The sequence below is a fragment of the Nitrobacter sp. Nb-311A genome, assembly GCF_000152905.1.
In the GTDB taxonomy this organism is placed as follows: Bacteria; Pseudomonadota; Alphaproteobacteria; order Rhizobiales; family Xanthobacteraceae; genus Nitrobacter.
The window spans coordinates 310,474-335,297 of record NZ_AAMY01000002.1; the positions used below are offsets into that span (position 1 = coordinate 310,474).

Below are 24,824 nucleotides of genomic sequence, written 5' to 3' on the forward strand. Positions count from 1 at the left end.
GTTGCCTGAACTTCCGGAAGTCGAAACCGTACGCCGCGGCTTACAGCCGGCCATGGAAGGCGCGACCATCATCCGTGCCGAGATCCGGCGCAAGGACCTGCGGTTTCCGTTCCAGACCGATTTCGTCGCCCGGCTGGAGGGCCAGACCGTCATCGGGATCGGGCGGCGGGCAAAGTACCTGCTGGTGGACCTTGCATCGGGCGACGTGCTGTTGATGCATCTGGGCATGTCCGGATCATTTCGCGTGATCGACGCGGCGGGAGTTGCGGCTCCGGGCGATTTTCACCAACGGCGCAACGAGGCTCGCGCCCACGACCATGTGCGCTTTACGATGTCCTCCGGCGCGGAGATCGTGTTCAACGATCCGCGCCGTTTCGGCTACATGAAGGTCGTCGCACGCGCGGCGCTCGGCGACGAACCATTGCTGAAAGGACTTGGGCCCGAGCCGCTCGGCAATGAATTCGACGCGGCGATGCTGGCGCAGTCGTGCCGCAACAAGAAGACCAGTCTGAAGGCCGCGCTGCTCGATCAGCGCGTGGTCGCGGGGCTCGGCAACATCTATGTTTGCGAGGCGCTGTTTCGCGCGCGGCTGTCACCGCGCCGTCTCGCCGCAACGCTCGCCTTGAAAACGGGCGCGCCGTCGGAGCGCGCCGAACGACTGGTCGCGGCCATACACGACGTGCTCAATCAGGCGATCAAGGCGGGAGGCTCCTCGCTTCGCGATCATCGTCGGACCACCGGTGAACTTGGTTACTTTCAGCACTCGTTTCAGGTCTATGACCGCGAGGGCGACACGTGCCGGATGCCGGCATGCAAGGGCACCGTGAGGCGCTTCACCCAGAACGGACGCTCGACGTTCTGGTGTCCGGGTTGTCAGACGTAACGGCCCGCCGACGCTATAGCAGAGCGGACGTGCTGACTTATCGCCGCACGCAGATGACCCGAACCACGGCGGCTTCCGCATCGAACGTTCCGTCGAGCGTCACATCGTTCGCTTTCAGAAAATCGCGGACGGCTTCCACGGGGGCAAGCACGGCCTGCGCGGCCGGCGCCGCTCCCGAAAGCCCGGCGATATCCGCAGGCTTCAGCAGCGCCAGCCCCGCGAGCTTTCCATTTGCATCGAGCGCCGCCGCACCGGAAAAACCGGATGCGGGCGGTGGCGTCAGCATCAACTCACTGTCGCCGGCCTGTCCCACCGAGGCTTTGGCGCGACTGATGGCGGAGCCGCCGCCCTGGTTCTGCGGATCGGCGATGCCGATCAGATCGACGCCGCCTTTGGCCGCGCCGCGGCCGGGCGCGACCGGCTGCAATCCGTGCGCGCCGTAGACGCGCAACAGCGCGAGGCCGTGATCCTTGTCGCCGGCGATCCTGTCAGCACGGCCGTGGCCCGTGACGACGATCGACCGGCATCCGTCGGTCGCGTCGTAGCCGGTGATGACCGCGCCGTCGCTGCTCACGGTCACGCCGCTCGCATATTCCACCATCTTGCGCGGCGGCGGCCCATTGGCCGGAAACGCCTCGAACGCGCTCGACATTGCGATCACCACCGGCTCCATGACGCCTTCGGTGGCCTGATCGTAGAGAATGGTCAGGATGCGGGCCTCGCCATCGCGGAGTTGGCCGCGCATGTAGAATTTCTTCAGACCCTGCGTGCCCGAGAGCACGAAGACATCCGGTTTGACGGCGCTGTAGGTGATCTTGCGGCCGGGCGGCTGCTTGCGTTCGTGATCGGCAAGCCTGGCGGTCGTGAGGCCGGTTTCCTTGCGGCGCGTCACGACGATCCGGATCGTGCCGGTTGAAGAACTCCATGTCGTGCCGTCGGCTGCGCTCGATGGCTGCGGCGCCAGCCTCATGGGCAGGCCCAGCCGGACGCCGGTCGCGGCGTCGGCGGCGATCTTCCAGCCGACATTCGCCCGCGCTTTCCGGGCGGCAGCAGTGAGAACGCTGCGTTCCTTCGGGTTGAGCACACCGGTCGGCTTGTTGCCCTGATCCTTCTGAAATGCCTTGATCGCAGCGATCAACCGGTCGCTGACCTCGCCATTGACGAGGCCGTTGTAGTGACCGGTCCACGCCAGGTCCGACTGAAGCGCCTGCCGCGCCGCGAGCGCCATTGCCCTCACGGTGTCGGCGGGAGTTTGAGCCGGCGGGTGAGCGGCTTCGGCTGCCGGTTTACTCTTCGCGCGTCCGACGGTGCCGCTGGGCTGTCCCTGCGCGTACATCGTGGTGGCCACGGTCATCAATGCCGCGGCGATCGTGGCTCGCATGGCAGCTTTCGTCTCCGTTGAAACAGCGCTATTGAAACACATCTGCTTGGCCGGTAACAGCGGTTGCCTAAAGCGTTTTCGAGCGAAGCATGTCCTCGGGCTTGACCCGCGGATGGATACCGGCTTCGCGTGAAGAGAACGCGTTAAAACAACAACCCAGAGCTTCGCTTCTGATTCAACCGGAAGCGAACGTGCTCTAGGCTCCAGCCTGCGTGCGACGGCTGACTGACGGAGAGAGCGGCGGAACGATGCTGAGCGCCGACGAACTTGAACGCTATTCCCGACACATCGTGATGCGCGAGGTCGGCGGCCCCGGCCAGAACGCGCTGCGCAATGCGCGCGTGCTGATGATCGGAGCGGGAGGTCTCGGCGCGCCGGCGCTGATGTATCTGGCGGCCGCAGGCGTGGGAACGCTCGGCGTGATCGACGACGACGTCGTGACGCTGTCGAACCTGCAGCGCCAGATCATTCACGCGACGCCGGATATCGGCAGTCCCAAGGTCGAGAGCGCCGCGGATAAAATCCGCGCGCTCAACCCGCACGTCGCGTTCCGCGCGCATCACATGCGGCTGGATGCGGCGAACGCGTTGTCGTTGTTTGCGGACTATGACGTCGTCGCCGACGGCTCGGATAATTTCACCACGCGCTATCTGGTCGCGGATGCCTGCTTTCTGGCGAAGAAGCCGCTGGTGACCGCCGCGCTCGGAGTCTTCGATGGATCGCTGACGACGATTCGCGCGCACGAGAAAAACGCCGATGGCGAGTTCAACCCGACCTACCGTTGCCTGTTTCCCGAGCCGCCGCCGGAGGGCACGGTGCCGAGCTGCCAGCAGGCCGGCATTCTCGGTGCGCTGGCCGGCGTGCTCGGTTCGATGACGGCATTGGAAGTGATCCGCGAGATTGTCGGGTTCGGCGAGGGACTGGTCGGGCGTTTACTGATGGTGGACGCGCGCGCGATGCGTTTCGAGACGCTGAATTACAGACGCGATCCGTCGAATCCGCTCAATGGCGATCATCCGACCATCAGGGATCTAAGCGGCTATCGCTGATGACGACTTCTTCCTACCCTCTCCCCTTGCGGGAGAGGGTGGTTTCGAACGCAGTGAGAAACCGGGTGAGGGGTACCTTGACAAGGTCGACCCCTCACCCGGCTCAATCTCGTTTCACTCGATTTCGTCACCCTAAGAGCGAGCTTTGCTCGTCTTGGCTCCCGCAAGGGGAGAAGGAAGGCACGCCGTCACAACATGCTCGGCAGCACGCGGTCCGGCGGCTTGTGAGCGTCAAGGAAGGCGCGGATGTTGATGATGACCTTCTCGCCCATCTCGACGCGACCCTCGATGGTGGCGGAGCCCATATGCGGCAGCAGCACCACCTTGCCGGCCTTGGCGAGGCGGACCAGGCGCGGATTGACCGCCGGTTCATGCTCGAACACGTCGAGCGCCGCGCCCGCGATCTCGCCGGCCTCGATCAGCTTCGTCAGCGTGTCCTCGTCGATGACGGTGCCGCGCGCGGTGTTGACGATATAGGCGTCCTTGCGGATCAGCTTAAGCCTGCGCGCCGACAGCAGGTGGAAAGTGGCGGGGGTATGCGGACAGTTCACCGAGATGATGTCCATCCGCGCCAGCATCTGGTCGAGCGAATCCCAGTAGGTGGCGCCAAGCTCGTCGGCGATCTTCGGCGCCACCGGCTTGCGGTTATGGTAGTGGATCTGCAGGCCGAACGCATGGGCGCGGCGCGCCACCGCCTGGCCGATGCGGCCCATGCCGATGATGCCGAGCCGTTTGCCGCCAAGCCGCCGGCCGAGCATCCAGGTCGGCGACCATCCCGGCCAGTCGCCGCCCGCCGTCAGCAGCGCCGCGCCCTCGATGAAACGGCGCGGCACGGCGAGAATCAGCGCCATGGTCATGTCGGCGGTGTCTTCGGTAAGGACGTTCGGCGTGTTTGTAACGGTTATGCCGTGCTCGTGCGCCGCGACGACGTCAATGTTGTCGACGCCGTTGCCGAACTGCGCGATCAGCTTCAGCTTGAGGTCCGGCTGTTTCAGCACGGTCCCGTTGATATCGTCGGTGACCGTCGTGACCAGGATGTCGACGGTGCGGACGGCGTCCATGAGTTGTTCGGCCGTCATCGGCCGGTCGTCGAGATTGAGCCGTGCATCGAATAGTTCGCGCATTCGGGTTTCGACCGAGTCGGGCAGCTTGCGCGTGACAACAACCAGAGGCTTCTTCTTGATCGGCATTTGGCGCTCTCTAGTTTTCGATTTTCGACATTCGCCTGCCCCTGCGGCAACCTTCGGTGAGACATCGAAGCGGTGCGGTTACACCACGCGTTCGAATTCGGAAACCTGTCTGTGGCGACCCCGCAATTCAGGCGAATCAGGTTCTGCGGACATAGAGCCACTCTTCTGAGGAAATCAGAAGCGTGCTCCACATTGATTTAACGCGCCTTCTTCGCGCGACCGGTATCCATCCTCGGGTCAAGCCCAGGGATGCTTCGCTCGAAAACGCTATAGCATTCAGTCCATGTTAACCCACACGTTCGAAACTGCAGTCGCTGACCGATATCGGCAGTCTCCCTGGTCTCCCGGGCCTCTCACATCTTCCGTGCGGTTTTCCGAGCTTTCCCGGTCATTCCGGGTTTGGTCCTCTCTAGCAGAAGGTCGTGCCAAGGCAAGACGGATCCGGAAGACGGGTCGGCCGGTTCGGGTGGCAAGGTGGGCGTTTCGGGGGCAGGTTATGACGGTGAAATGGCGTGCTATTTCCATGGTGTTTTCAGCAGCGATGCTGAGTGCGATTGGGATCGAAACGACCGCAGCCGCCAAGGACTCCGCGCTGTCCACGAGCGGCCTGCCGATTCCGCGTTATGTGAGCCTGAAGTCCGACCATGTGAACGTCCGCGCCGGTCCGACCAAGGATAACGACGTCGCTTGGGTCTATACCAAGGCCGGTCTCCCCGTCGAAATCACTGCGGAATTCGAGAACTGGCGTCGCATCCGGGATTCCGAAGGGGCCGAGGGCTGGGTCTATCACTCGCTGCTGTCAGGCCGCCGCACCGCGGTGGTCACGATGAAGATAAAGGGCGACTTCGCGGTGTTGTATGATCGCGCCGATGTCCAAGGTAACGTGGCTGCCCGCCTGCAGGCCGGCGTCGTGACGCAGGTCAAGCATTGCGCGGCGGGATGGTGCCACGTTGCGGGTGACGGCTTCGACGGCTGGATCGAGCAGCGGCGGCTCTGGGGCGTCTACGCCGACGAGAAAATCAACTGATCATGGTCCCGGCTGTTCGCCGGATGTCGGACGAGAGCGTGAATCCCGACCCGAAGGGCCGCGACCACGCAAAGTGGAAACCGTTTTCGGACGAGATCAAGCTCAGACAAAAAGGTAAGCGACGAGTCTGATTCAACGCGGTTGAAATGGACTCAATCGATTCCTCCTATAAAAACGAATGCCCGGCGCAGGCCGGGCAGCGTGAACATCGATTGAAATCGCGAAGTGGATCAGCGCTTCTTGCGCAGGCGCACAACCATATCGATACGGCTGATCTCGTAACCTTCCGGCACGTTCGGCATCTTCTGCAACACCAGGTGCGGATCGGGAATATCGACCAGTTCGTGATTATTCTCGAGATAGAAGTGGTGGTGGGCGGTGACGTTGGTGTCGAAATACGTCTTGGTGCCGTCGACGCTGACCTGGCGCAACAGTCCCGCGTCGGTCAACTGATTGAGCGTGTTGTAGACGGTGGCAAGCGAAACCGGAACCTTGGCGAGGGTTGCTTCTTCATAAAGCATTTCCGCCGTGAGGTGGCGCGCACCCTTGCCGAAGAGCAGCCAGCCGAGCGCCATACGCTGCCGCGTCGGCCGCAGCCCGACCGATTGCAGCATTTCGTTGACGTCATGCCAAGGGCAGCCCGTCAGCGTCGGCTGCCGCCCGTGACCGATCGCTGCTATATCACGATCTTCCTCGGTCACAACTACGATGTTCTCGCCTGTACTCACGCCATGCATCCGAAAAAACTTACAATCCAACGGTTCAACCGCCCCCCAAAGGGGACGTGTTATTTTCAACTATAGGAAAAAAGGCTTGTAGATGCAAGTTTTTCGCAACTAGAACGGCTCAAAACTGGCGCCGCAATCCCTGATCCGCCGTGGGCCTGACGGGTGATGAGCGGAAATTAGCTATTTACAGCAATAGATTACATCCTGACAGCCGGATCGTAAGCTGGGCTACGGTTGTGCGGTTCTTTAATCCCCTGCTTCGGGCGGTTCAGCAATCCGGGCGCGAATCACAGATTGCCGGCTTTCTCTGGGATTCCTCGCTTGCATCGCGGAGGATCGCGGCCGCTCATGTGCAACGGGCGGTCTTTGCCCCCTCCAAACCCTGTGTTAGAGACCCACGAGGGCGCTGATCTTTGAGGATCGGTGTCCGTCTCAGGTGAAAGCCACACGTCTGGTGCGGCCTTTTCCAATCATCATTGCTTCAAGAGAGAGAAAGGCCACGCAGTATGCAGGACCGGCGCAGCAGCTATGATTACGAGGGTTTGCTGGCTTGCGGCCGGGGGGAACTGTTCGGACCGGGAAATGCCCAGTTGCCGTTGCCGCCGATGCTGATGTTCGATCGTATTACGGAAATCACTGAAGATGGCGGGGAATTCGGAAAGGGATTGATCCGCGCCGAACTCGACGTCAAACCCGACCTCTGGTTCTTCGGCTGCCACTTCAAAGGCGATCCGGTGATGCCCGGTTGCCTTGGCCTCGATGCGCTATGGCAGATGGTCGGATTTTTTTTGGGCTGGACCGGCGGCGCAGGCCGTGGCCGTGCGCTCGGTATCGGCGACCTGAAATTCACCGGTCAGGTGCTGCCGCAGATTCGCAAGGTCGTATACAATGTCGACGTCAAGCGGGTGATGCGCTCGAAGCTGGTGCTCGGGATCGCGGACGGGTGGCTTTCCGCCGACGATGATATTATCTACCGCGCGAAAGACCTGAAGGTCGGACTGTTCAAGCAGGATGCAGGACCGGGGACGTGACGGCTGAGGCCGCCGGATGGCGCAGGTTGCGGTTTTTGACGAGGGCGCTTCATGAGACGACGTGACTTTGATGTGAGGAGATCATGAGGCGGGTGGTCGTCACGGGGATGGGCATCGTCTCGTCGATCGGAAACAACACGCAGGAAGTGCTCTCCAGTCTCTTCGAGGCCAAGTCCGGCATCACGCGCGCGGAGAAGTATGCGGAGCTTGGTTTCCGCTCCCAGGTGCAGGGTGCGCCGACGTTGAATCCGGCCGACGTGATCGATCGTCGCGCGATGCGTTTCCTGGCCGAGGGCGCGGCGTGGAATCACGTCGCGATGGAACAGGCGATTCGCGATTCGGGTCTGGAGCCGAGCGATATCTCCAACGAGCGCACCGGGATCATCATGGGATCCGGCGGTCCGTCCGCGCGTACGATCGTGGAAGCGGCCGATATCACCCGAAGCAAGGGGCCCAAGCGCGTCGGTCCTTTTGCGGTGCCCAAGGCGATGTCGTCCACCGCATCGGCGACGCTCGCCACCTGGTTCAAGATCAAGGGGGTCAACTACACGATTTCGTCGGCCTGCGCGACCTCCAACCACTGTATCGGTAATGCCTATGAGACCATTCAGATCGGCAAGCAGGACATCATTTTCGCTGGAGGCTGTGAGGAGCTCGACTGGTCGCTCTCGGTTCTGTTCGACGCCATGGGCGCGATGTCCTCGAAATATAACGATACGCCGGCGACAGCCTCGCGTGCCTATGATGTCAGCCGCGACGGTTTCGTGATCGCCGGCGGCGCGGGCGTGGTGGTGTTGGAAGAACTCGAACACGCGAAAGCCCGCGGCGCGCGCATTTACGGCGAAATTGTCGGCTATGGCGCGACGTCGGACGGCTATGACATGGTCGCGCCATCGGGCGAAGGCGCTGAGCGCTGCATGAGGATGGCGATGTCGACGGTGAAAACCAAAGTCGACTACATCAACCCGCACGCGACCTCGACGCCGGCAGGGGATCCACCGGAAATCGAGGCGATCCGCAAGGTGTTCGGCACCGGCGACAAGTGCCCGCCGATTTCCGCCACCAAATCATTGACGGGGCATTCGCTCGGCGCGACCGGTGTACAGGAAGCGATCTATTCGCTTCTCATGATGAATAACGGCTTCATTTGCGAAAGCGCCAATATCACGGAACTCGATCCGGTGTTCGCGGATATGCCGATCGTGCGCAAGCGTATCGACGACGCCAGAATCGGCACGGTGATGTCGAATTCGTTCGGCTTCGGCGGAACCAATGCCACGCTGGTTTTCAAACGACTGGATGCCTGATTTGTAGCGGCCGCTCGCAAGACTGGTGGCGGTCACAGTACCGATTTTGTCAAGACTGGGCTGAACGCGAAAGCATGTCTTGCGCGGGTGGTCCGGCTATCCAAATCTTCTAACCTGTCCACGTCGCAATGGCGTGGATGCCCGGCTTGGGGCGGGCATGACGGAGTTTCGCATGACACACCTGATGCAAGGCAAGCGCGGCCTGATCATGGGGGTCGCCAACGACCACTCGATCGCCTGGGGTATCGCCAAGACACTGGCCGCGCATGGCGCGGAACTGGCCTTCACCTATCAGGGTGAGGCACTGGCCAAGCGGGTCAGGCCGCTTGCCGAATCTGTTGGCAGCGGGTTGGTGCTGCCGTGCGATGTCGAGGACATCGCCTCGGTCGACAAGGTGTTCGCCGATATCGGCAAGGCCTGGGGCAAGATGGATTTCCTGGTCCACGCCATCGCGTTCTCCGACAAGAGCGAGCTGAATGGCCGCTACGCCGACACGACGCGCGGGAATTTCGTGCGCACAATGGTGATCTCCTGCTTCGCCTTCACCGAGGCTGCCAAACGCGCGGCCGCCTTGATGCCCGACGGCGGCAGCATGCTCACGCTGACTTATAATGGCGGCGACCGAGCGATGCCGAACTACAATGTGATGGGCGTGGCCAAGGCGGGGCTGGAAGCATCGGTGCGCTACTTGGCGGTCGATTTCGGCGCGCAGAACATTCGCGTCAATGCCATTTCAGCCGGCCCGATCCGCACGCTGGCCGGCGCCGGCATCGGAGATGCGCGCTTCATGTTCGCCTTCCAGCAGAAACATTCACCGCGGCGGCGCGGCGTCAGTCTCGAGGAGCTCGGCGGCGCCGGACTTTATCTGTTGTCGGATCTGTCCGGCGGGGTCACCGGCGAGATTCATTTCGTTGATTCCGGCTACAACATCATCGCGATGCCGCAGCCCGACGCGTTGCGCAGCGAAGGCATGAGCAACGGCGCGCCGAACGACGCGGCGAAGTAGGCCTTTCTCTGAGGCGGAGCGTCGGCGGAATCTCCGCTCACCAGAACATGATCTTTTCCGAAAGCCGGTTTCCGCTTTTCGGGATCATGCTCAATATCGTGATCTCATGAAAAGCCCCTGCGGGAAATCGCAGGGGCTTCGGCGTTGAAGTATGTTTGTCGCGATCAGGCCTTGAGATCGAAGCGATCGGCATTCATGACCTTGGCCCATGCGGCGGCGAAGTCGTTTGCGAACTTCTCCCCGGAGTCGGCGCACGCATAGACCTCCGCGAACGCGCGGAGCTGGGAGTGCGAGCCGAAGATCAGATCGGCGCGCGTGCCCGTCCACTTCAGCGTACCGGTCTTGCGGTCGCGGCCTTCATACACGCCGTCCTGGCCGGCAAGCGGTTGCCATTCTGTATCCATGGTAAGCAGGTTGACAAAGAAGTCGTTCGTCAGCTTGCCCGGCTTTGTGGTGAAGACGCCGTGCTTGGAGTCTCCGGCATTGGCGCCCAGCACCCGCAGGCCGCCGACGAGAGCCGTCATCTCCGGTCCGGTCAGGGTCAGCAGTTGCGCGCGGTCCACCAGCGCTTCCTCGGGCGCCATGAACTGGTGCTTGTTATTGACATAGTTGCGGAAGCCATCCGCGCGCGGCTCAAGTGGCGCGAAGGATTCCACGTCGGTCTGGTCCTGCGATGCATCCATGCGGCCGGGCGCGAACGGCACCTTCAAGTCGATCCCGGCATCCTTGGCCGCCTTCTCGACCGCGGCCGATCCGCCGAGCACGATCAGGTCGGCGAGCGAGACCTTTTTGCCGCCCGTCTGCGCGCCGTTGAATTCGGCCTGGATCGCTTCGAGTTTCGCCAGCACCGCTTTCAGCTGGGCCGGTTGGTTGACCTCCCAGTCCTTCTGCGGCGCGAGACGGATGCGCGCGCCGTTGGCGCCGCCGCGTTTGTCAGAGCCGCGGAAGGTGGAGGCCGAGGCCCAGGCGGTCGAAACCAGCTGCGCAACGGTGCAGCCGGATGCGAGGATTTTCGCTTTCAGGTCGGCGATATCGTTGCCGTCGATCAGTTCATGGTCGATGGCCGGGATCGGATCCTGCCAGATCAGCTCTTCCTTCGGCACCAGCGGGCCGAGATAGCGGGCGCGCGGTCCCATGTCGCGGTGGGTGAGCTTGAACCAGGCGCGGGCGAAGGCGTCGGCAAACTGGTCCGGATTTTCGTGGAAGCGCTTCGAGATCTCTCCGTAGACGGGATCGAAGCGCAGCGAGAGGTCCGTGGTCAGCATGGTCGGCACATGCTTTTTCGAACTGTCGAAGGCATCGGGCGTGATGGCGGGTGCGTCTTTCGCGCGCCATTGATGAGCGCCGGCCGGGCTCTTGGTCAGCTCCCATTCGAACCTGAACAGTGTATCGAAAAAGTTGTTGTCCCACTTCGTCGGCGTCTGGGTCCAGGTCACTTCGAGGCCGCTGCCGATTGCGTCAGCCCCCTTGCCCGTGCCGAACCGGCTCTTCCAGCCGAGCCCTTGATCCTCGATCGGAGCGGAGTCCGGCACCGGTCCGACCAGCGACGCATCGCCGGCGCCGTGGGTCTTGCCGAAGGTGTGGCCGCCCGCGATCAGCGCGACGGTTTCCTCGTCGTTCATCGCCATGCGGCGAAACGTTTCGCGGATGTCCTTGGCGGCTGCGATCGGGTCCGGCTTGCCGTTCGGTCCTTCCGGGTTGACGTAGATCAGGCCCATCTGCACGGCTGCGAGCGGTTCGGCAAGCTGACGTTCGCCGCTGTAGCGCTCGTCTCCGAGCCACGTCCCTTCGGGACCCCAGAACAATTCCTGCGGCTCCCATTCGTCGACACGGCCGCCGGCGAAACCGAAGGTTTTGAAACCCATCGATTCCAGCGCGGCATTGCCCGCGAGGACATAAAGGTCGGCCCAGGAAATCTTGCGGCCGTATTTCTGCTTGATCGGCCACAACAGGCGGCGCGCCCGGTCGAGCAGCACGTTGTCCGGCCAGGAGTTCAGCGGCGCGAAACGCTGCTGACCGCCGCCGGCGCCGCCGCGGCCGTCGGTGATGCGATAGGTGCCCGCGCTATGCCATGCCATGCGGATCATCAGTCCGCCGTAGTGGCCGAAATCGGCCGGCCACCAGTCCTGCGAGTCCGTCATCAGCGCTTTGAGATCCGCGATGACGGCGTTCAGGTCCAGGCTTGCAAACTCCCTGGCGTAGTTGAAATCTCTGCCCATCGGGTCCGACAGGTTCGATTTCTGATGAAGGACCTGAACATCCAGCTGCTCCGGCCACCAGTCGCGATTTTTGTATCCGTGACCGCCCATGACCGGGCACTTGCCTGCGCCTTTGTCGTCCGTTTTTGCGTCCATGATTGTCTCCAATGCTGTGCTGTCGCATTGCCGAATGGCCGTCTTGAGCAACTCAGAAGCCACGGTCATTCCCGATAGGGACGTCAACGCGGAACCATGTTTGCCCGTTCGACGCGCCGGCGCTGATGCTGGACAAAGATGAGGCCGGACATGCTGCAGTCCTCCGGCAACACGAGGATGAGCGGAGTTTGGGAGAAATCCTTAATAAGGTCCAGTCGATTTGCTTTCACGTCACGATAAGCTTATCTGATCGGAAATGGTCACGCTCAGACAACTCCGCTACCTCGCCGCGCTCGCGCGCCACGGCCATTTCGGACGCGCCGCGGAGGCCTGCGCCGTCACTCAACCGGCGCTGTCGATGCAGATTCGCGAGCTCGAGCAATTTCTCGGCGTCACTCTGGTGGAGCGGCGGCCGGGCGAAGTGATGCTCACGGAAATCGGCCGGGAGATTTCCCGCCGCGCCGAAGACGTGCTGGCCTCAGTGCGCGATCTTGTCGACTTCGCCCGGCACCGCGCGCGGCCGCTGACCGGGCGGCTGACGCTCGGCATCATTCCGTCGCTTGCGCCATACCTGTTGCCGCGCATTCTGCCGGCGTTGCAATCGCGGTTTCCCGATCTGCAACTTGAGTTGCGGGAGACGCAGACGCGGCCCCTGGTCGAGGAAGTCAAGAGCGGCGCGCTCGATGCCGCCATGCTGGCCTTGCCGCTCGGCGAGCCCGACATCGACACCATGCAACTGTTCGACGATCTGTTTCTGCTGGCGGTTCCGGCGAGCGATCCGCGGCCAGCCAAACGCCGCGTTGCCACGCGCGAGATCGATCAGTCGCGCCTGATCCTGCTCGAGGACGGCCACTGCCTGCGCGATCAGGCTCTCGCCTTCTGCGCCACGATCCCGCGCGGACCGACGCCGGGCGCAACCGGCATGACGTTCGGCGCATCCAGCCTCGCCACTGTCATGCAGATGGTGGCCGGCGGTTATGGCCTGACGCTGATCCCGCAGATCGCCGCCGATGTCGAGGCGCGCGACAGCCGGGTGAAATTTCTGCGGTTGGAGGAGCCGCAACCTGGCCGCAGCATCGGACTGGCGTTCCGCAAAACGTCGCCGCGCAAGGCCGATTTCGAGGCCCTGGGCGAGGTGGTGAAGGCGTGTGTGAACGTCAAGTCTCACCAAGCAACACGATAAGGCAGGCTGTCAGCCCCGAAACAAAAAGGACGGCTCGAAGCCGCCCTTTCGTAACTTTGACTGCGCCTGACGGCGTCTACTCGCCCGCGGCCTCTTGCGCCGGCGCCGCCTCGGCCTTCTGTTTGGCCTCAATGTCCTCGCCGGTCTCTTGATCGACCACCTTCATCGACAGCCTCGTCTTGCCGCGATCATCGAAGCCGAGCAGCTTGACCTTGACCTTGTCGCCTTCCTTGACGACGTCGGAGGTCTTCTGCACGCGGCCAACGGCGAGTTGGCTGATGTGGACGAGGCCGTCCTTGGCGCCGAAGAAGTTCACGAAGGCGCCGAACTCCATGACCTTGACCACGGTGCCCTCGTAGACCTGGCCGACCTCCGGATCGGAGGCGATCGACTTGATCCACTTGATCGCCGCCTTCATCGCTTCGCCGTCGTTGGAGGCGACCTTCACGGTGCCGTCGTCCTCGATATTGACCTTGGCGCCGGTCTTCTCGACGATCTCGCGGATCACCTTGCCGCCGGTGCCGATCACTTCGCGGATCTTGTCGGTCGGAATCTTGAAGGTCTCGATGCGCGGCGCGTATTCGCCGAGCTCGGCGCGGGCATTGGTAAGGGCTTTCGCCATTTCGCCGAGGATGTGGATGCGCCCATCCTTGGCCTGGGCGAGCGCGACCTTCATGATCTCCTCGGTGATCCCGGCGATCTTGATATCCATCTGAAGCGAGGTGATGCCGCTTTCGGTGCCGGCGACCTTGAAGTCCATGTCGCCGAGATGATCCTCATCGCCGAGAATGTCCGACAATACCGCATAGCGGCTGCCTTCGAGAATGAGGCCCATGGCGATGCCCGCGGTCGGCCGCTTCAGGGGAACGCCCGCATCCATCAGCGCCAGCGATGAGCCGCATACGGTCGCCATCGACGACGAGCCGTTGGATTCGGTGATCTCCGAAACCACGCGGATGGTGTAGGGGAATTCGTGATGCGGCGGCAACACCGGATGGATTGCGCGCCACGCCAGCTTGCCGTGGCCGATCTCGCGGCGTTTGGTGCCTCCGAGACGGCCGGTCTCGCCGACCGAATAGGGCGGGAAGTTGTAGTGCAGCAGGAACGTCTCCTTGTACGTTCCCGACAACGAATCGATGTACTGCTCGTCCTCGCCGGTGCCGAGCGTGGTCACGACCATCGCCTGCGTTTCGCCGCGGGTGAACAGCGCCGAGCCGTGGGCGCGGGGCAGCACGCCGACTTCGGCGACGATAGCGCGCACCGTCTTGACGTCGCGGCCGTCGATGCGCTTGCCGGTGTCGAGAATGTTCCAGCGCACGATCTTGGCCTCGAGCTCCTTGAACACTTCGGCCACGCGGAGCTTGTCGTATTTCGGTTCGGCGCCTTCAGGGAAGTAGTGCGCCAGCACCTTTTCCTTGGCCTTGCCGACAGCAGCGTAGCGGTCCTGCTTGACCGGAATCGCGTAAGCCGCGCGCAGATCCTGCTCGATCAGCGCCAGCATCTCCTTTTCCAGCGCGCTGTTGTCGATGGCGGCAACCTCGCGGGGCTCTTTCGCGGCCTTTTCGGCGAGCTCGATGATGGCGTTGATGACCGGCTGGAAGTGACGGTGGCCGAACATCACGGCACCGAGCATGATGTCCTCGCTCAGCTCCTTGGCCTCGGATTCCACCATCAGCACGGCGTCGGCGGTGCCGGCCACGACCAGTTCGAGCCGGGTATCGACCATTTCGTCGAGCGTCGGGTTGAGCACGTATTCGTCGTTCATGAAGCCGACGCGCGCCGCGCCGATCGGCCCCTTGAAAGGCACGCCGGAAAGCGTCAACGCCGCCGACGCGGCCACCATTGCGAGGACATCGGGATCGTTCTCCATGTCGTGGGAGAGCACGGTGACGATGACCTGGGTCTCGTTGCGCCAGCCATCGGCGAACAGCGGACGGATCGGCCGGTCGATCAGGCGGGAAACCAGCGTCTCCTTTTCGGTCGGCCGGCCTTCGCGCTTGAAATAGCCGCCGGGAATGCGGCCCGCGGCGTAGGTCTTCTCCTGATAATCGACTGTGAGCGGGAGGAAATCGACGCCTTCGCGCGGCGTCTTGGCCGCGACGACGGTGGCGAGCACGACGGTTTCGCCGTAGCTGGCGATCACGGCGCCATCGGCCTGACGGGCGATCTTGCCGGTTTCGAGTTTGAGCGGACGCCCGCCCCAGTCGATCTCGACCGAATGCTTATGGAACATTGTGATGTCTTTCATCGGTTCTCGAAAGAATGGAGGCCGCAACGCAAAAACCATGCGCAAGATTGCGGGACTCCGGCCGCAACGGTCGTCGCGGCACCGGAGTCCGGCGATCCTGCCATGGTTTTCAAGTCTTGGATGGCGTCCATCCTTCCGATGGTACGGGCATTTGACCCGTCATCGCCCAGCCGCCGGATTGCTGCTGGACACGCTCTCTTTTGAGCACGATCCTAAAACCAGGTGCCGGTTTTCACGGATCGCGCCTGGCGCGGACATTCACGTCCGCGCGTCGCAGCGCGCGGGGATGCGCGCGGATTTCGATCAGCGGCGGATGCCGTGCTTTTCGAGCAGAGCCTTGTAACGCGCCTCGTCCTTCTTCTTGATGTAGTCGAGGAGAGAACGACGCGTGGAGACGAGCTTCAGGAGGCCACGGCGGGAGTGATTGTCCTTGGTGTGGCTCTTGAAATGGTTGGTCAGGTTGGCGATCCGCTCCGACAGAATCGCGATCTGGACCTCCGGCGAACCGGTATCGCCCGACTTGCGGGCGCTGGACTTGATGATTTCCGCTTTGCGTTCGGCGGTCACCGACATCGTCAGCCTCTTTCGTTTTCGTTGCGGCCGGAACTGGCTGTCAGCCCGGTCAGGTTGAAGACGCGCTTGGGGATGAGTTCGCCGTGACCCAGTTCGGCGAGAGCCAGCAACCGGCCCGCCACCGTGACATAAACAATGCCGCTACTCTGGGGCGCATCCCGTCCGCGCAACAAGACGGCTTGGCCCCGATGGAGCCTTGCCGCATCAGCCCGAGTGACGGCCAGCGCCGGGATGTCGTCCAGCGCGGTCTCAACGGGCAGAAGAGCGTCCGCGAGGTTTCCCTCGCCGGACGCAGCTCTATTGCATAAAGCTTCCAGTTCTTCCAGCGGAATCATGTCCGCCTCGTCGAACGGGCCGACCAACGTCCGCCGTAGCGAGCTGATGTGCCCGTAACAGCCGAGAATCCGTCCCATATCGCGGGCCAGCGCCCGCACATAGGTGCCCTTGCCGCACTCCGCCTCGAACCCGGACCGGCCGTCCTCGGCGTGTTCCACAAGGGTCAGTTGGTGAATTTCGACCTGTCGTGGCTGCAAAGCGACGGTCTCGCCGTCGCGGGCGAGGTCGTAGGCCCGTTCGCCCTGAATCTTGATGGCGGAATATTGCGGCGGGGTCTGCTCGATCACGCCGGTGAAGCGCGGCAGCAGCGCCCGGACCGCGTCCGCATCGGGGCGGCTTGCGCTGGTCGCCGTAATCCGCCCCTCGCTGTCGTCGGTGTCGCGCTCTTCGCCCCATTGCACCGTGAATCGGTAGCGCTTGCGACCGTCCATGACGAAAGGAACGGTTTTGGTGGCTTCGCCAAGGGCGATCGGCAGACCGCCCGAGGCCAGCGGATCGAGCGTGCCGGCGTGCCCGGCGCGCTTGGCCGAAAACAGCCGCTTCACCACGGCCACCGCGTGGGTTGAGGTCATTCCGATAGGCTTGTCGAGAACCACCCAGCCATGCACGTCGCGCTTGTCGCGGCGCGGCTGGTTGTTCTGGCGGTGCTTGCCGCCGCGCGAACTCGGAGAGGTCTCGCTCTGTTGCGTGCCTTCCTCCCGACGCTGCGCGTCGGCCTTCTTCACGGAAGGGGAGGCAACCGAAACACCGGCACGGGGCTCATTGCCTTCTTGCTCCCTCCCTCTTCGTGGGGAGAGGGGAGCAGCCAACGAGTCAGCCGGGCCGGATTTTTCCATGCCATGCGCAAGTGAATTATTTTCGTGCGACTCGTCCATCTGTGAACCAAGCGAGCGCGTCGGCATCGTCACGGCCATTACTCTTTGTCCGATTCTGTCTTGAGGTCTCTCTGCACCGCAGGTGTTCTCAATAATTTCTCGATACGTTCCGCTTCGTCGAATCGCTCGTCGACGCGGAAGCGGATGTCAGGTGCAAATTTCAGGTTAACGCGTCGCGCGATTTCGCCGCGCAGAAACTTCCTGTTGTGATCGAGCGCATCGATCACCTCGGCGGTGTCGCGGCCGCCGAGCGGCATGACGTAGATCGTCGCGAGCTTGAGGTCGGCGGACATGCGGACTTCCGGTACGGTGACAAGGCGCCCTTCAAGCACGGGATCATGAACCTGACCCTGTGCCAGGATATCGGCGATCGCGTGACGCACGGATTCCGCGACGCGCAACTGCCGGTGCGAGCCACCGGGATGTTTCGCTGAGTGATGATGGCGGGGCATGAACGGTTCTCCAAACGGGCGTCATGCCCGCGCTTGCCGCGGGCACCCACGTCTTTCTCCGGAGATCTGGTTTAAGGCGTGGCCGGAACAAGTCGGGCCATGACGCGTATCCAATTCACTCAGTTCTCCTGTGAGAATCGAACTCACAGCGAACGCTGAATGGTCTCCACGCGATAGCACTCGATAACGTCGCCGACGCGCATGTCGCCGTAGTTCTCGAACGCCATGCCGCACTCCTGGCCCGACTGGACTTCCTTCACTTCGTCCTTGAAACGCTTCAGGGTCGAGAGCTTGCCTTCGTGCACCACGACATTGTCGCGGATCAGACGAACGTTGGCGCCGCGTTCCACGTTGCCGTCGGTCACGCGGCAGCCGGCCACCTTGCCGACCTTGGAAATGTTGAACACCTCCAGGATCTCGGCGTTGCCCAGCATGGTTTCGCGCAGCGTCGGCGCGAGCAATCCGCTCATCGCCTTCTTCACGTCGTCCACGAGGTCGTAGATGATGTTGTAGTAGCGGATCTCGATGCCGTTGCGCTTGGCGGCGGCCGCGGCCTCCTTGTTGGCGCGGACGCTGAAGCCGATGATCGCGGCGTTGAAGCCTTCGGCCAGCGTGACGTCGGATTCGCTGATGCCGCCGACGCCCGCATGGAGGATGCGCGCGGCGACTTCCTCGGTGCCGAGCTTTTCCAGCGAGCCGAGAATGGCTTCCAGCGAGCCCTGCACGTCGGCCTTGACGATCAGCGGAAAATCCTTGCGGCCCGCGGTCTTGAGCTGCGACATCATCTGCTCGAGCGATCCGCGCATGCCGGAGGCGCTGGCGGCCGCGTTCTCGCGCTTCTGGTGGGCGCGGTAGCTCGTGACCTGACGGGCGCGGGCTTCGTTCTCGACCACGGCAAGGCGGTCGCCGGCTTCCGGCGGTCCATTGAAGCCCAGCACCTCGACCGGCACCGAAGGACCGGCTTCGTCGACGGTTTCGCCCTGATCCGAGATCAGAGCGCGGACCCGGCCCATTTCGGCGCCTGCGACGATGATGTCGCCGACCCGCAGCGTGCCGCGCTGGACCAGCACGGTGGCGACGGGCCCGCGTCCGCGATCCAGCTTGGCCTCGATCACGGTGCCTTCCGCAGGGCGCATGGCATTGGTCTTGAGATCAAGCAGGTCGGCCTGCAGGGAGATCATTTCCAGCAGCTTGTCGAGGTTGATCTTGTTTTTGGCGGATACTTCGACGTCGACGACCTGGCCGCCCATCGATTCGACCTGCACCTCATGCTGCAACAGCTCGGTGCGCACGCGCTCCGGCTTGGCCTCCGGCTTGTCGATCTTGTTGATCGCGATGATCATGGGCACCTTCGCGGCCTTGGCATGATTGATGGCTTCAATGGTCTGCGGCATCACCCCATCGTCCGCAGCGACCACGAGAATGACGATGTCGGTGACCTTGGCGCCGCGGGCGCGCATCGCGGTGAACGCCGCATGGCCCGGGGTGTCGATGAAGGTGATCTTCTTGCCATCCGGCGAGGCGACCTGATAGGCGCCGATGTGCTGGGTGATGCCGCCTGCCTCGCCAGACACCACGTTGGCGTGGCGCACGGCATCGAGCAGTGAAGTCTTACCGTGATCGACGTGACCCATGACGGTGACGACAGGCGAGCGCGGTTCGACGTCGCTGGAATCATCGGCCGTATCGAACAAGCCTTCCTCGACGTCGCTCGCGGCGACGCGCTTGACGGTATGGCCCAGTTCCTCAGCGATGAGTTGCGCGGTATCGGCATCGATCACGTCGGTGATCTTGTGCATCGCGCCCTGCTTCATCAGCATCCGGATCACGTCGACCGCGCGCTCGGCCATGCGGTTGGCGAGCTCCTGGATGGTGATCGCTTCCGGCACGATGACTTCCCGAACCAGCTTTTCCTTCGGCTCGTTCGAGGCGTGACCTTTCAGGCGCTGGGTGCGGCGGCGGAACGAGGCAATCGATCGTTCGCGAACATCGTCGGCGTCAAGCGCGGTGACCACGGTGAGGCGGCCCCGCTGTTTCTGCGGCCCGAGCTTTGCGGCCGGCTTCGGTGCGATCACGGGACGGGCGGCGCCGCCCGGCCCGCGCCGGATCTGGCGCGGAGCTTCGTCTTCGTCGCTGGCGTCGGCGGCGACAGCGGCCGGCCGCGCCGTCGTGGGCGCCGCGCGCGTGGTCGTGGTCTTGGCCGGTGCGGGCTTGGACTCGGTTTCTCCGAAACGGCGTTTGGCTTCGAGTTCGGCCTTGCGCTTGGCTTCTTCTTCCTGACGGTGACGCTCTTCCTCGGCCTTGCGGCGCGCTTCGGCGGCCTCGCGCTCGGCTTGCTCGATGCCTTCCTTGCTGTTGCGCCGTGCAGCTTCGGCTTCCGCGATGCGGCGCTCTTCCTCGGCGCGCACCTTGGCTTCCGCCAGCGCGCTCGCCCGTGCGCTGCGCTCGTCCTCGGTCAGCTTCCGCAACACGACGCCTGAACCCGCGCGCGGAGCAGCGGGCGCCGCGGCGCGAGCCGGCTGAGGCTTGGCCGCCGGTGTCCTGGCGGCAGCCGGCTCCGAGGCTCCCGCCGGTTCCGCGCCGGGAGAGTCGCCGCCGATCCGGCGCTTGCCGCGTTTTTCGACCACCACCTGCTTGGTACGGCCGTGGCTGAAGCTCTGGCGCACGGTGCCCTGCTCGACGCGTGGCCTGAGCGTCAAGGTCTTGGTCGGGCTGACGCTCAGAGTCTTGTCGCCAGGATTTTTCGTATCAACCATTCAGCAGTCCCAATCTTGTTGCGCTGTACGCGTTCGCACAGAGGTGGTGTCGTTAGAATTCTTGCCGTATCAGCTGCCTTGCCGCTGCCCGCCATCCTGGTATCGGACCAGGGTCTGGCTGCGCTGCAGGAAAGTCTTGCCCGCCGGGCCTGCAAGCAGGGCTGCATGTATCACATTTGCCCGGCCAAGTGCCAAATCCAATTCTGCCGACGTCAGGATAGTGATAACCGGAATTTCCCGCATTTGACCCGACTGGACGGCTATTTTCTTAACGGTAGCATCCAATTTCCGGATTCCGTCTGCGGCGCCGTCTGCGGCGTGCAGCAGGGCAACCGCCTGATGACGAAGCAGCGCGTCTTCCACTTTTGCAAAACCGGCGACGACCTGGCCGGCCTTCGCGGCTATGGCCAGCGCATCGATTGCGCTGCTGACCATCAACTGCCGGATTTTCTCCACCAGGGCCGCCGGGACGCAAACGTCCCGCTTAAAGCCCCTGCTAAACTGGTGGCGGCGGACCGCCTCGGCAACAGCCGTATGCGAGGCTGAAATCCAGAGGCCCCGGCCGGGAAGCTTGCGTTTCAGATCCACGATGACCTCGCCCGAGGGCGATACCACGAACCGGATCAGTTCACCGATGGGACGCACCTGCCGCGTGACCGCGCACATCCGCATCGTCGCGGACTTGTTGGTCCGCGGTCCCTCGTCCAGATCTGCAGGGTTGGCGATCGCGAGCATGTCGTGAACATTTCCCCGTCATTGGCGGCGAGGTCTTCGCGCAAAGCCGGGTCTGCTTTTGCGGAAGGGGTCCTGGCGTGGGTTCCGCAAAGGCGGTGACCGCAAGCTCCTGATTGTGGGCATATTCTTCACGCTAACCAAACTTGGCCGGAAAATGTTCAGGAGTGTGAATCCACTGCATGACGATCGAAACCGGCTGCTACTTTCCTTTCGGGATCATGCTCTACGCCGGCTGATCTTCAGTGGCGACAGCCTCCGCCGGTTTCGCCAGGTCAGCTTCGGTGATCCAGCCGGCAATCAGGCGGGCCTGCATGATGATGGCCTCCGCGTCCTCGCGCGAAATCTCGATGCCGTCGAAATAACCCGCGTGCTTGACCGCTTCGCCCTCCTTGCGTTCGGTCCAGCCGATCAGATCATCGGTGGCGCAGCCGGCAAGGTCCTCAACGGTCCTCACGTCGTTTTCGCCAAGTTTGACCAGCATTTTCGAGGTCACCCCGGGAACCGTCTTCATTGCATCATCCACGCCAAGCTCCTTGCGCCTGTTTTCCAGTTCGGCTTCGAGCTGTTCCAGATACTCTCGGGCCCGGTTCTGCAATTCGTTCGCGGTTTCGTCGTCGAATCCCTCGATACCGGCGATTTCCCGCGCATCGACAAGCGTCAGTTCCTCAACCGAGGTGAAACCTTCCGACGCCAGCAATTGTCCGACGACCTCGTCGACGTTGAGCGCTTCCATGAACATGCGGGTCGCATTCTCGAAATCCGCCTGACGTCGCTCCGATTCCTCCTGCTCGGTCAGGATGTCGATGTCCCAGCCGGTCAGTTGCGAGGCGAGCCGCACATTCTGTCCGCGCCGTCCGATCGCGAGCGACAGCTGGTTGTTGGTATCGGGGACCACGACCTCGATCCGCTCGCGGTCTTCGTCGATCACGACCTTCGCGACCTCCGCCGGCGCCAGCGCGTTGACCACGAACGTCGCGATATCGGGCGACCAGGGGATGATGTCGATCTTTTCGCCCTGCAACTCGTTGACGACGGCCTGGACGCGCGATCCGCGCATTCCGACGCAGGCGCCGACCGGATCGACCGAGGAATCCCTCGACACCACGCCGATCTTGGCGCGTGAACCGGGGTCGCGCGCCACCGCCTTGATCTCGACAATGCCGTCGTAAATTTCCGGCACCTCCTGCGCGAACAGCTTCACCATGAACTGCGGATGGGTGCGCGACAGGAAGATCTGCGGGCCGCGGGTTTCGCGACGCACGTCGAAGATATAGGCCCGGACGCGGTCTCCGTTGCGGAAGACCTCGCGCGGCAGCATCTCGTCACGGCGTATGACGGCCTCGCCGCGGCCGAGGTCAACGATCACGCTGCCATATTCGACACGCTTGACGATGCCGTTGACGATATCGCCGATGCGATCCTTGAACTCCTGGTATTGCCGATCGCGCTCGGCCTCGCGCACCTTCTGCACAATCACCTGTTTGGCGGACTGCGCGGAGATGCGGCCATATTCCAGCGGCGGTAGCGTATCGGCGATGGTGTCGCCGACCTGTGCGCCCGGATTGGCTCGCTGGGCGTCCTTCAGCGAGATCTGGTTCGCGGCGTTCTCGACCTGATCGACCACCAGCATGTGACGGGTGAGCTGGAGCTGCCCGGTCTTCGGATGAATCTCCGCGTGAACGTCAGTCTCGCTGCCGTAGCGTGCCCGCGCCGCCTTGGCGATCGCGTCTTCCATAGCGGCGATCACGATGCTGCGGTCGATGGATTTTTCTCGCGCCACTGCATCCGCGATCTGCAGCAATTCGAGTTTATTGGCGCTGACAGCGGCCATCACTTAGTCTCCTTCGATGGGATCGATGTCGCCGCGCCGCAGTCCTTCTGCGGTCAGGCGATGTTCCTTGGTGTTCTTCGACAGCTTTTTCCCGAGGGCTTTTGAGCCGTTTTTGAGTTTCCGTTTCGGCGCGCCACGTTTCGGAGAATCGTTTTTTGCGTGCGGCGGAGGCGGAGGCAGAATGCCGAGGTTCCGTTTCATCTCGCGTTCGGCGATCTTGCCACGCCGCATCGATTCCGCGATCAACTCGTCGGTCAGAACCAGCCGCGCATCAGCGATGTCTTCCATGATCAGCAGGACGTCGGCATCGTTGTCCTGTTGGACGTCGTCCCGATGCAGGCGCACCGCGTTGTCCTCGACGCCCCGAAGAATGCCGCGGAACCGCTTGCGACCCTGATGGGCGACCGCCATCTCGACCTTCGCGAGGTGACCGGCGTAGCGTTCGAAGTCGGATCGGCGCACCAGCGGCCGGTCGATGCCGGGCGACGAGATTTCCAGCCGATAGGCCCTGTCGATCGGATCGGCGACATCGAGCACTGGCGACAGCATCTTCGAGATCGTCTCGCAATCCTCGATCTGCATCGATCCGTCCGGCCGCTCGGCCATGATCTGGAGGGTGCAGCCGGCTTCGCCTGACACCTTGATGCGGACCAGCCGATATCCCATGCCCTGCAGCACCGGCGCGGCGATGGTCGCAACCCGCGCCGCAACGCCGGGCTCGAGCACCAGACGCGGCTCGTCGAGCAACTCGTGGTCCGGGATCTGGGCAGCAGGATCGATCATATTCAGGGTCAAGGGTCGGTCTGCAAGAATGGGTCTGGCTGTTCCAGGCTTCGCCGACCTATGTGGTCCGGTCGGCGGTTTTGACTGAAGGAACCCGGATGCGCCGCAGCAGCCGAGGTCCGTTCAGGTAACAATCCGTTTAGGTAACAAAAAAGAGCGGGTCCCGACGGGCCCACCCTCGATACGCACTCGTATGAGAAAGTTTCCACCAACATAGCTGTTTTTGTGCTCCTCGGCAAGGCCGGAGGGGAGAGTTCGGCGGTTCCATTGTTTCAGCGGGCTGCATCGGGAACCAGCGCCATGTGGCGAGTCATGATGTCGGACAGTGGCCGATCATGAGGCGTCGGCGTTCCGTCGAAACCGCAGATACGTCGCGCGGCGGCCTTCGCGCATCGCTTTGCGGCCGTAGCGCGTCATGGTGTAGCCCGGCCATGGGTTGCGCCAGTCGTCGGCGCGTTCGGCCAGCCACAGGAAGTCCGGCGAGCGGGCGAAATGTGACAGCGTCCACGCGCCATAGTCGTCGATGTCGCTGACGAAGCGGAATTCGCCGCCCGGCCGAAGCACGCGCGCCATCTCCGCGATGGTCGCATCCTGAACGAAACGGCGCTTCCAATGGCGGCGCTTGGGCCACGGGTCAGGATGGATAAGATCGATCCGCGCCAGCGACGCTTGCGGCAGCCACGCCAGAAGGTCCGCTGCGTCGCCGGCGAACAGGCGGATGTTGTTGATATCATGCGCCTCGATCGGCGACAGGATCTTGGCCATGCCGTTGACGTAGGGTTCGCAGCCGATGAAGCCGGTACGCGGACGTGCCAGCGCTTCGGCGACAAGATGCTCGCCGCCCCCGAAGCCGATCTCAATGCGTATTTCGTCAACCGGCGGGCCGAACAGCGCGGCCGGGTCGGATCTCCTGGCGGGATCGAAACTAAGGCGCGGCAGCAGATGCGCCATCAGGTCGCTCTGATGTGGCCGCAGCCTGTGTCCCTTGCGGCGCCCAAAAAAAGAACCTTGGCCGGACTTGCGGCGAGGCGATGCGTCGTCGGCGGCAGGACGAGGTTCATGAGGATCGGAACCGGCAGCCGTCATCGCAACGCTC

General features: G+C 63.0%; 20 protein-coding genes. 7 read left to right on the forward strand and 13 right to left on the reverse strand.

The window, feature by feature from the left end; translation table 11 throughout:
• Nucleotide 1: 1 nt before the first annotated feature.
• Nucleotides 2-883, forward strand: coding sequence for a bifunctional DNA-formamidopyrimidine glycosylase/DNA-(apurinic or apyrimidinic site) lyase (gene mutM / locus NB311A_RS01490; protein ID WP_040673684.1), 882 nt, complete (start codon nt 2-4; stop codon nt 881-883).
• A 37-nt stretch (nt 884-920) separates the two neighbouring features.
• Here the strand turns inward: mutM and NB311A_RS01495 are convergent, their stop codons facing one another.
• The gene (locus NB311A_RS01495; protein WP_040673685.1) at nt 921-2,264 is read right to left on the reverse strand and encodes a serine protease; all 1,344 of its coding nucleotides are present in this window, start codon (nt 2,262-2,264) and stop codon (nt 921-923) included.
• Between the two features lie 248 nt (nt 2,265-2,512).
• On the opposite strand from NB311A_RS01495, the gene NB311A_RS01500 reads away from it, so the two are divergent.
• A complete protein-coding gene (locus NB311A_RS01500; protein WP_040673740.1) occupies nt 2,513-3,313 on the forward strand; it encodes a molybdopterin-synthase adenylyltransferase MoeB in 801 nt (266 codons plus the stop codon).
• Between the two features lie 188 nt (nt 3,314-3,501).
• Here the strand turns inward: NB311A_RS01500 and NB311A_RS01505 are convergent, their stop codons facing one another.
• Complete coding sequence (locus NB311A_RS01505) at nt 3,502-4,503, reverse strand: D-glycerate dehydrogenase (protein ID WP_009796634.1); 1,002 nt, start codon at nt 4,501-4,503, stop codon at nt 3,502-3,504.
• A 523-nt stretch (nt 4,504-5,026) separates the two neighbouring features.
• Between NB311A_RS01505 and NB311A_RS01510 the strand changes: the two genes are divergently transcribed.
• On the forward strand, nt 5,027-5,530 hold the full coding sequence (locus tag NB311A_RS01510; RefSeq protein WP_371256448.1) for an SH3 domain-containing protein: 504 nt from the start codon (nt 5,027-5,029) through the stop codon (nt 5,528-5,530).
• 230 nt (nt 5,531-5,760) lie between these two features.
• Here the strand turns inward: NB311A_RS01510 and irrA are convergent, their stop codons facing one another.
• Nucleotides 5,761-6,267: an iron response transcriptional regulator IrrA gene (gene irrA / locus NB311A_RS01515; protein ID WP_009796636.1), complete on the reverse strand. Its 507-nt coding sequence runs from the start codon at nt 6,265-6,267 to the stop codon at nt 5,761-5,763.
• A 497-nt stretch (nt 6,268-6,764) separates the two neighbouring features.
• On the opposite strand from irrA, the gene fabA reads away from it, so the two are divergent.
• The 3 genes from fabA to fabI all read left to right on the forward strand — a co-directional run bounded on the left by fabA (nt 6,765) and on the right by fabI (nt 9,602).
• Nucleotides 6,765-7,289: a bifunctional 3-hydroxydecanoyl-ACP dehydratase/trans-2-decenoyl-ACP isomerase gene (fabA, locus tag NB311A_RS01520; protein ID WP_009796637.1), complete on the forward strand. Its 525-nt coding sequence runs from the start codon at nt 6,765-6,767 to the stop codon at nt 7,287-7,289.
• Nucleotides 7,290-7,372: 83 nt separating this feature from the next.
• Nucleotides 7,373-8,596 (forward strand): beta-ketoacyl-ACP synthase I, encoded by a 1,224-nt coding sequence (gene fabB, locus NB311A_RS01525; RefSeq protein WP_009796638.1) that lies wholly within the window; start codon nt 7,373-7,375, stop codon nt 8,594-8,596.
• A gap of 172 nt (nt 8,597-8,768) precedes the next feature.
• Nucleotides 8,769-9,602 (forward strand): enoyl-ACP reductase FabI, encoded by an 834-nt coding sequence (gene fabI / locus NB311A_RS01530; RefSeq protein ID WP_040673742.1) that lies wholly within the window; start codon nt 8,769-8,771, stop codon nt 9,600-9,602.
• 164 nt (nt 9,603-9,766) lie between these two features.
• On the opposite strand, the gene katG is transcribed toward fabI, so the two are convergent.
• Complete coding sequence (gene katG, locus NB311A_RS01535) at nt 9,767-11,956, reverse strand: catalase/peroxidase HPI (RefSeq protein ID WP_040673743.1); 2,190 nt, start codon at nt 11,954-11,956, stop codon at nt 9,767-9,769.
• Nucleotides 11,957-12,212: 256 nt separating this feature from the next.
• Between katG and NB311A_RS01540 the strand changes: the two genes are divergently transcribed.
• Complete coding sequence (locus NB311A_RS01540) at nt 12,213-13,139, forward strand: LysR substrate-binding domain-containing protein (RefSeq protein ID WP_009796642.1); 927 nt, start codon at nt 12,213-12,215, stop codon at nt 13,137-13,139.
• A 76-nt stretch (nt 13,140-13,215) separates the two neighbouring features.
• Here NB311A_RS01540 and pnp read toward each other — a convergent pair whose 3' ends face one another.
• The 9 genes from pnp to trmB all read right to left on the reverse strand — a co-directional run bounded on the left by pnp (nt 13,216) and on the right by trmB (nt 24,814).
• Entirely contained in the window at nt 13,216-15,372 is a 2,157-nt protein-coding gene (pnp, locus tag NB311A_RS01545; RefSeq protein WP_040673744.1) for a polyribonucleotide nucleotidyltransferase, read from the reverse strand.
• Between the two features lie 318 nt (nt 15,373-15,690).
• Entirely contained in the window at nt 15,691-15,960 is a 270-nt protein-coding gene (rpsO, locus tag NB311A_RS01550) for a 30S ribosomal protein S15 (protein WP_009796644.1), read from the reverse strand.
• Nucleotides 15,961-15,962: 2 nt separating this feature from the next.
• Nucleotides 15,963-17,021, reverse strand: coding sequence for a tRNA pseudouridine(55) synthase TruB (gene truB, locus NB311A_RS01555; RefSeq protein WP_009796645.1), 1,059 nt, complete (start codon nt 17,019-17,021; stop codon nt 15,963-15,965).
• Nucleotides 17,022-17,209: 188 nt separating this feature from the next.
• Nucleotides 17,210-17,623, reverse strand: coding sequence for a 30S ribosome-binding factor RbfA (gene rbfA, locus NB311A_RS01560; RefSeq protein WP_009796646.1), 414 nt, complete (start codon nt 17,621-17,623; stop codon nt 17,210-17,212).
• 143 nt (nt 17,624-17,766) lie between these two features.
• Nucleotides 17,767-20,379 carry a translation initiation factor IF-2 gene (infB, locus tag NB311A_RS01565; protein WP_009796647.1) on the reverse strand — a complete coding sequence of 871 codons (2,613 nt, stop codon included), beginning with the start codon at nt 20,377-20,379 and terminating at the stop codon, nt 17,767-17,769.
• 69 nt (nt 20,380-20,448) lie between these two features.
• Complete coding sequence (locus NB311A_RS01570; RefSeq protein WP_009796648.1) at nt 20,449-21,114, reverse strand: RNA-binding protein; 666 nt, start codon at nt 21,112-21,114, stop codon at nt 20,449-20,451.
• A gap of 223 nt (nt 21,115-21,337) precedes the next feature.
• Nucleotides 21,338-22,945 (reverse strand): transcription termination factor NusA, encoded by a 1,608-nt coding sequence (nusA, locus tag NB311A_RS01575; RefSeq protein WP_009796649.1) that lies wholly within the window; start codon nt 22,943-22,945, stop codon nt 21,338-21,340.
• 3 nt (nt 22,946-22,948) lie between these two features.
• Nucleotides 22,949-23,728 (reverse strand): ribosome maturation factor RimP, encoded by a 780-nt coding sequence (gene rimP, locus NB311A_RS01580; RefSeq protein ID WP_009796650.1) that lies wholly within the window; start codon nt 23,726-23,728, stop codon nt 22,949-22,951.
• 333 nt (nt 23,729-24,061) lie between these two features.
• Nucleotides 24,062-24,814 (reverse strand): tRNA (guanosine(46)-N7)-methyltransferase TrmB, encoded by a 753-nt coding sequence (trmB, locus tag NB311A_RS01585; RefSeq protein WP_009796651.1) that lies wholly within the window; start codon nt 24,812-24,814, stop codon nt 24,062-24,064.
• Nucleotides 24,815-24,824 lie beyond the last annotated feature (10 nt).

Excerpts from the sequence above, each read along its gene's own strand:
- NB311A_RS01495 (WP_040673685.1), bottom strand. The coding sequence starts at position 2,264 with ATGCGAGCCACGATCGCCGCGGCATTGATGACCGTGGCCACCACGATG.
- NB311A_RS01500 (WP_040673740.1), top strand. The coding sequence starts at position 2,513 with ATGCTGAGCGCCGACGAACTTGAACGCTATTCCCGACACATCGTGATG.
- NB311A_RS01505 (WP_009796634.1), bottom strand. The coding sequence starts at position 4,503 with ATGCCGATCAAGAAGAAGCCTCTGGTTGTTGTCACGCGCAAGCTGCCC.
- NB311A_RS01510 (WP_371256448.1), top strand. The coding sequence starts at position 5,027 with ATGGTGTTTTCAGCAGCGATGCTGAGTGCGATTGGGATCGAAACGACC.
- irrA (WP_009796636.1), bottom strand. The coding sequence starts at position 6,267 with ATGCATGGCGTGAGTACAGGCGAGAACATCGTAGTTGTGACCGAGGAA.
- fabA (WP_009796637.1), top strand. The coding sequence starts at position 6,765 with ATGCAGGACCGGCGCAGCAGCTATGATTACGAGGGTTTGCTGGCTTGC.
- fabB (WP_009796638.1), top strand. The coding sequence starts at position 7,373 with ATGAGGCGGGTGGTCGTCACGGGGATGGGCATCGTCTCGTCGATCGGA.
- fabI (WP_040673742.1), top strand. The coding sequence starts at position 8,769 with ATGACACACCTGATGCAAGGCAAGCGCGGCCTGATCATGGGGGTCGCC.
- katG (WP_040673743.1), bottom strand. The coding sequence starts at position 11,956 with ATGGACGCAAAAACGGACGACAAAGGCGCAGGCAAGTGCCCGGTCATG.
- NB311A_RS01540 (WP_009796642.1), top strand. The coding sequence starts at position 12,213 with ATGGTCACGCTCAGACAACTCCGCTACCTCGCCGCGCTCGCGCGCCAC.
- pnp (WP_040673744.1), bottom strand. The coding sequence starts at position 15,372 with ATGTTCCATAAGCATTCGGTCGAGATCGACTGGGGCGGGCGTCCGCTC.
- rpsO (WP_009796644.1), bottom strand. The coding sequence starts at position 15,960 with ATGTCGGTGACCGCCGAACGCAAAGCGGAAATCATCAAGTCCAGCGCC.
- rbfA (WP_009796646.1), bottom strand. The coding sequence starts at position 17,623 with ATGCCCCGCCATCATCACTCAGCGAAACATCCCGGTGGCTCGCACCGG.
- infB (WP_009796647.1), bottom strand. The coding sequence starts at position 20,379 with ATGGTTGATACGAAAAATCCTGGCGACAAGACTCTGAGCGTCAGCCCG.
- NB311A_RS01570 (WP_009796648.1), bottom strand. The coding sequence starts at position 21,114 with ATGCTCGCGATCGCCAACCCTGCAGATCTGGACGAGGGACCGCGGACC.
- nusA (WP_009796649.1), bottom strand. The coding sequence starts at position 22,945 with ATGGCCGCTGTCAGCGCCAATAAACTCGAATTGCTGCAGATCGCGGAT.
- rimP (WP_009796650.1), bottom strand. The coding sequence starts at position 23,728 with ATGATCGATCCTGCTGCCCAGATCCCGGACCACGAGTTGCTCGACGAG.
- trmB (WP_009796651.1), bottom strand. The coding sequence starts at position 24,814 with ATGACGGCTGCCGGTTCCGATCCTCATGAACCTCGTCCTGCCGCCGAC.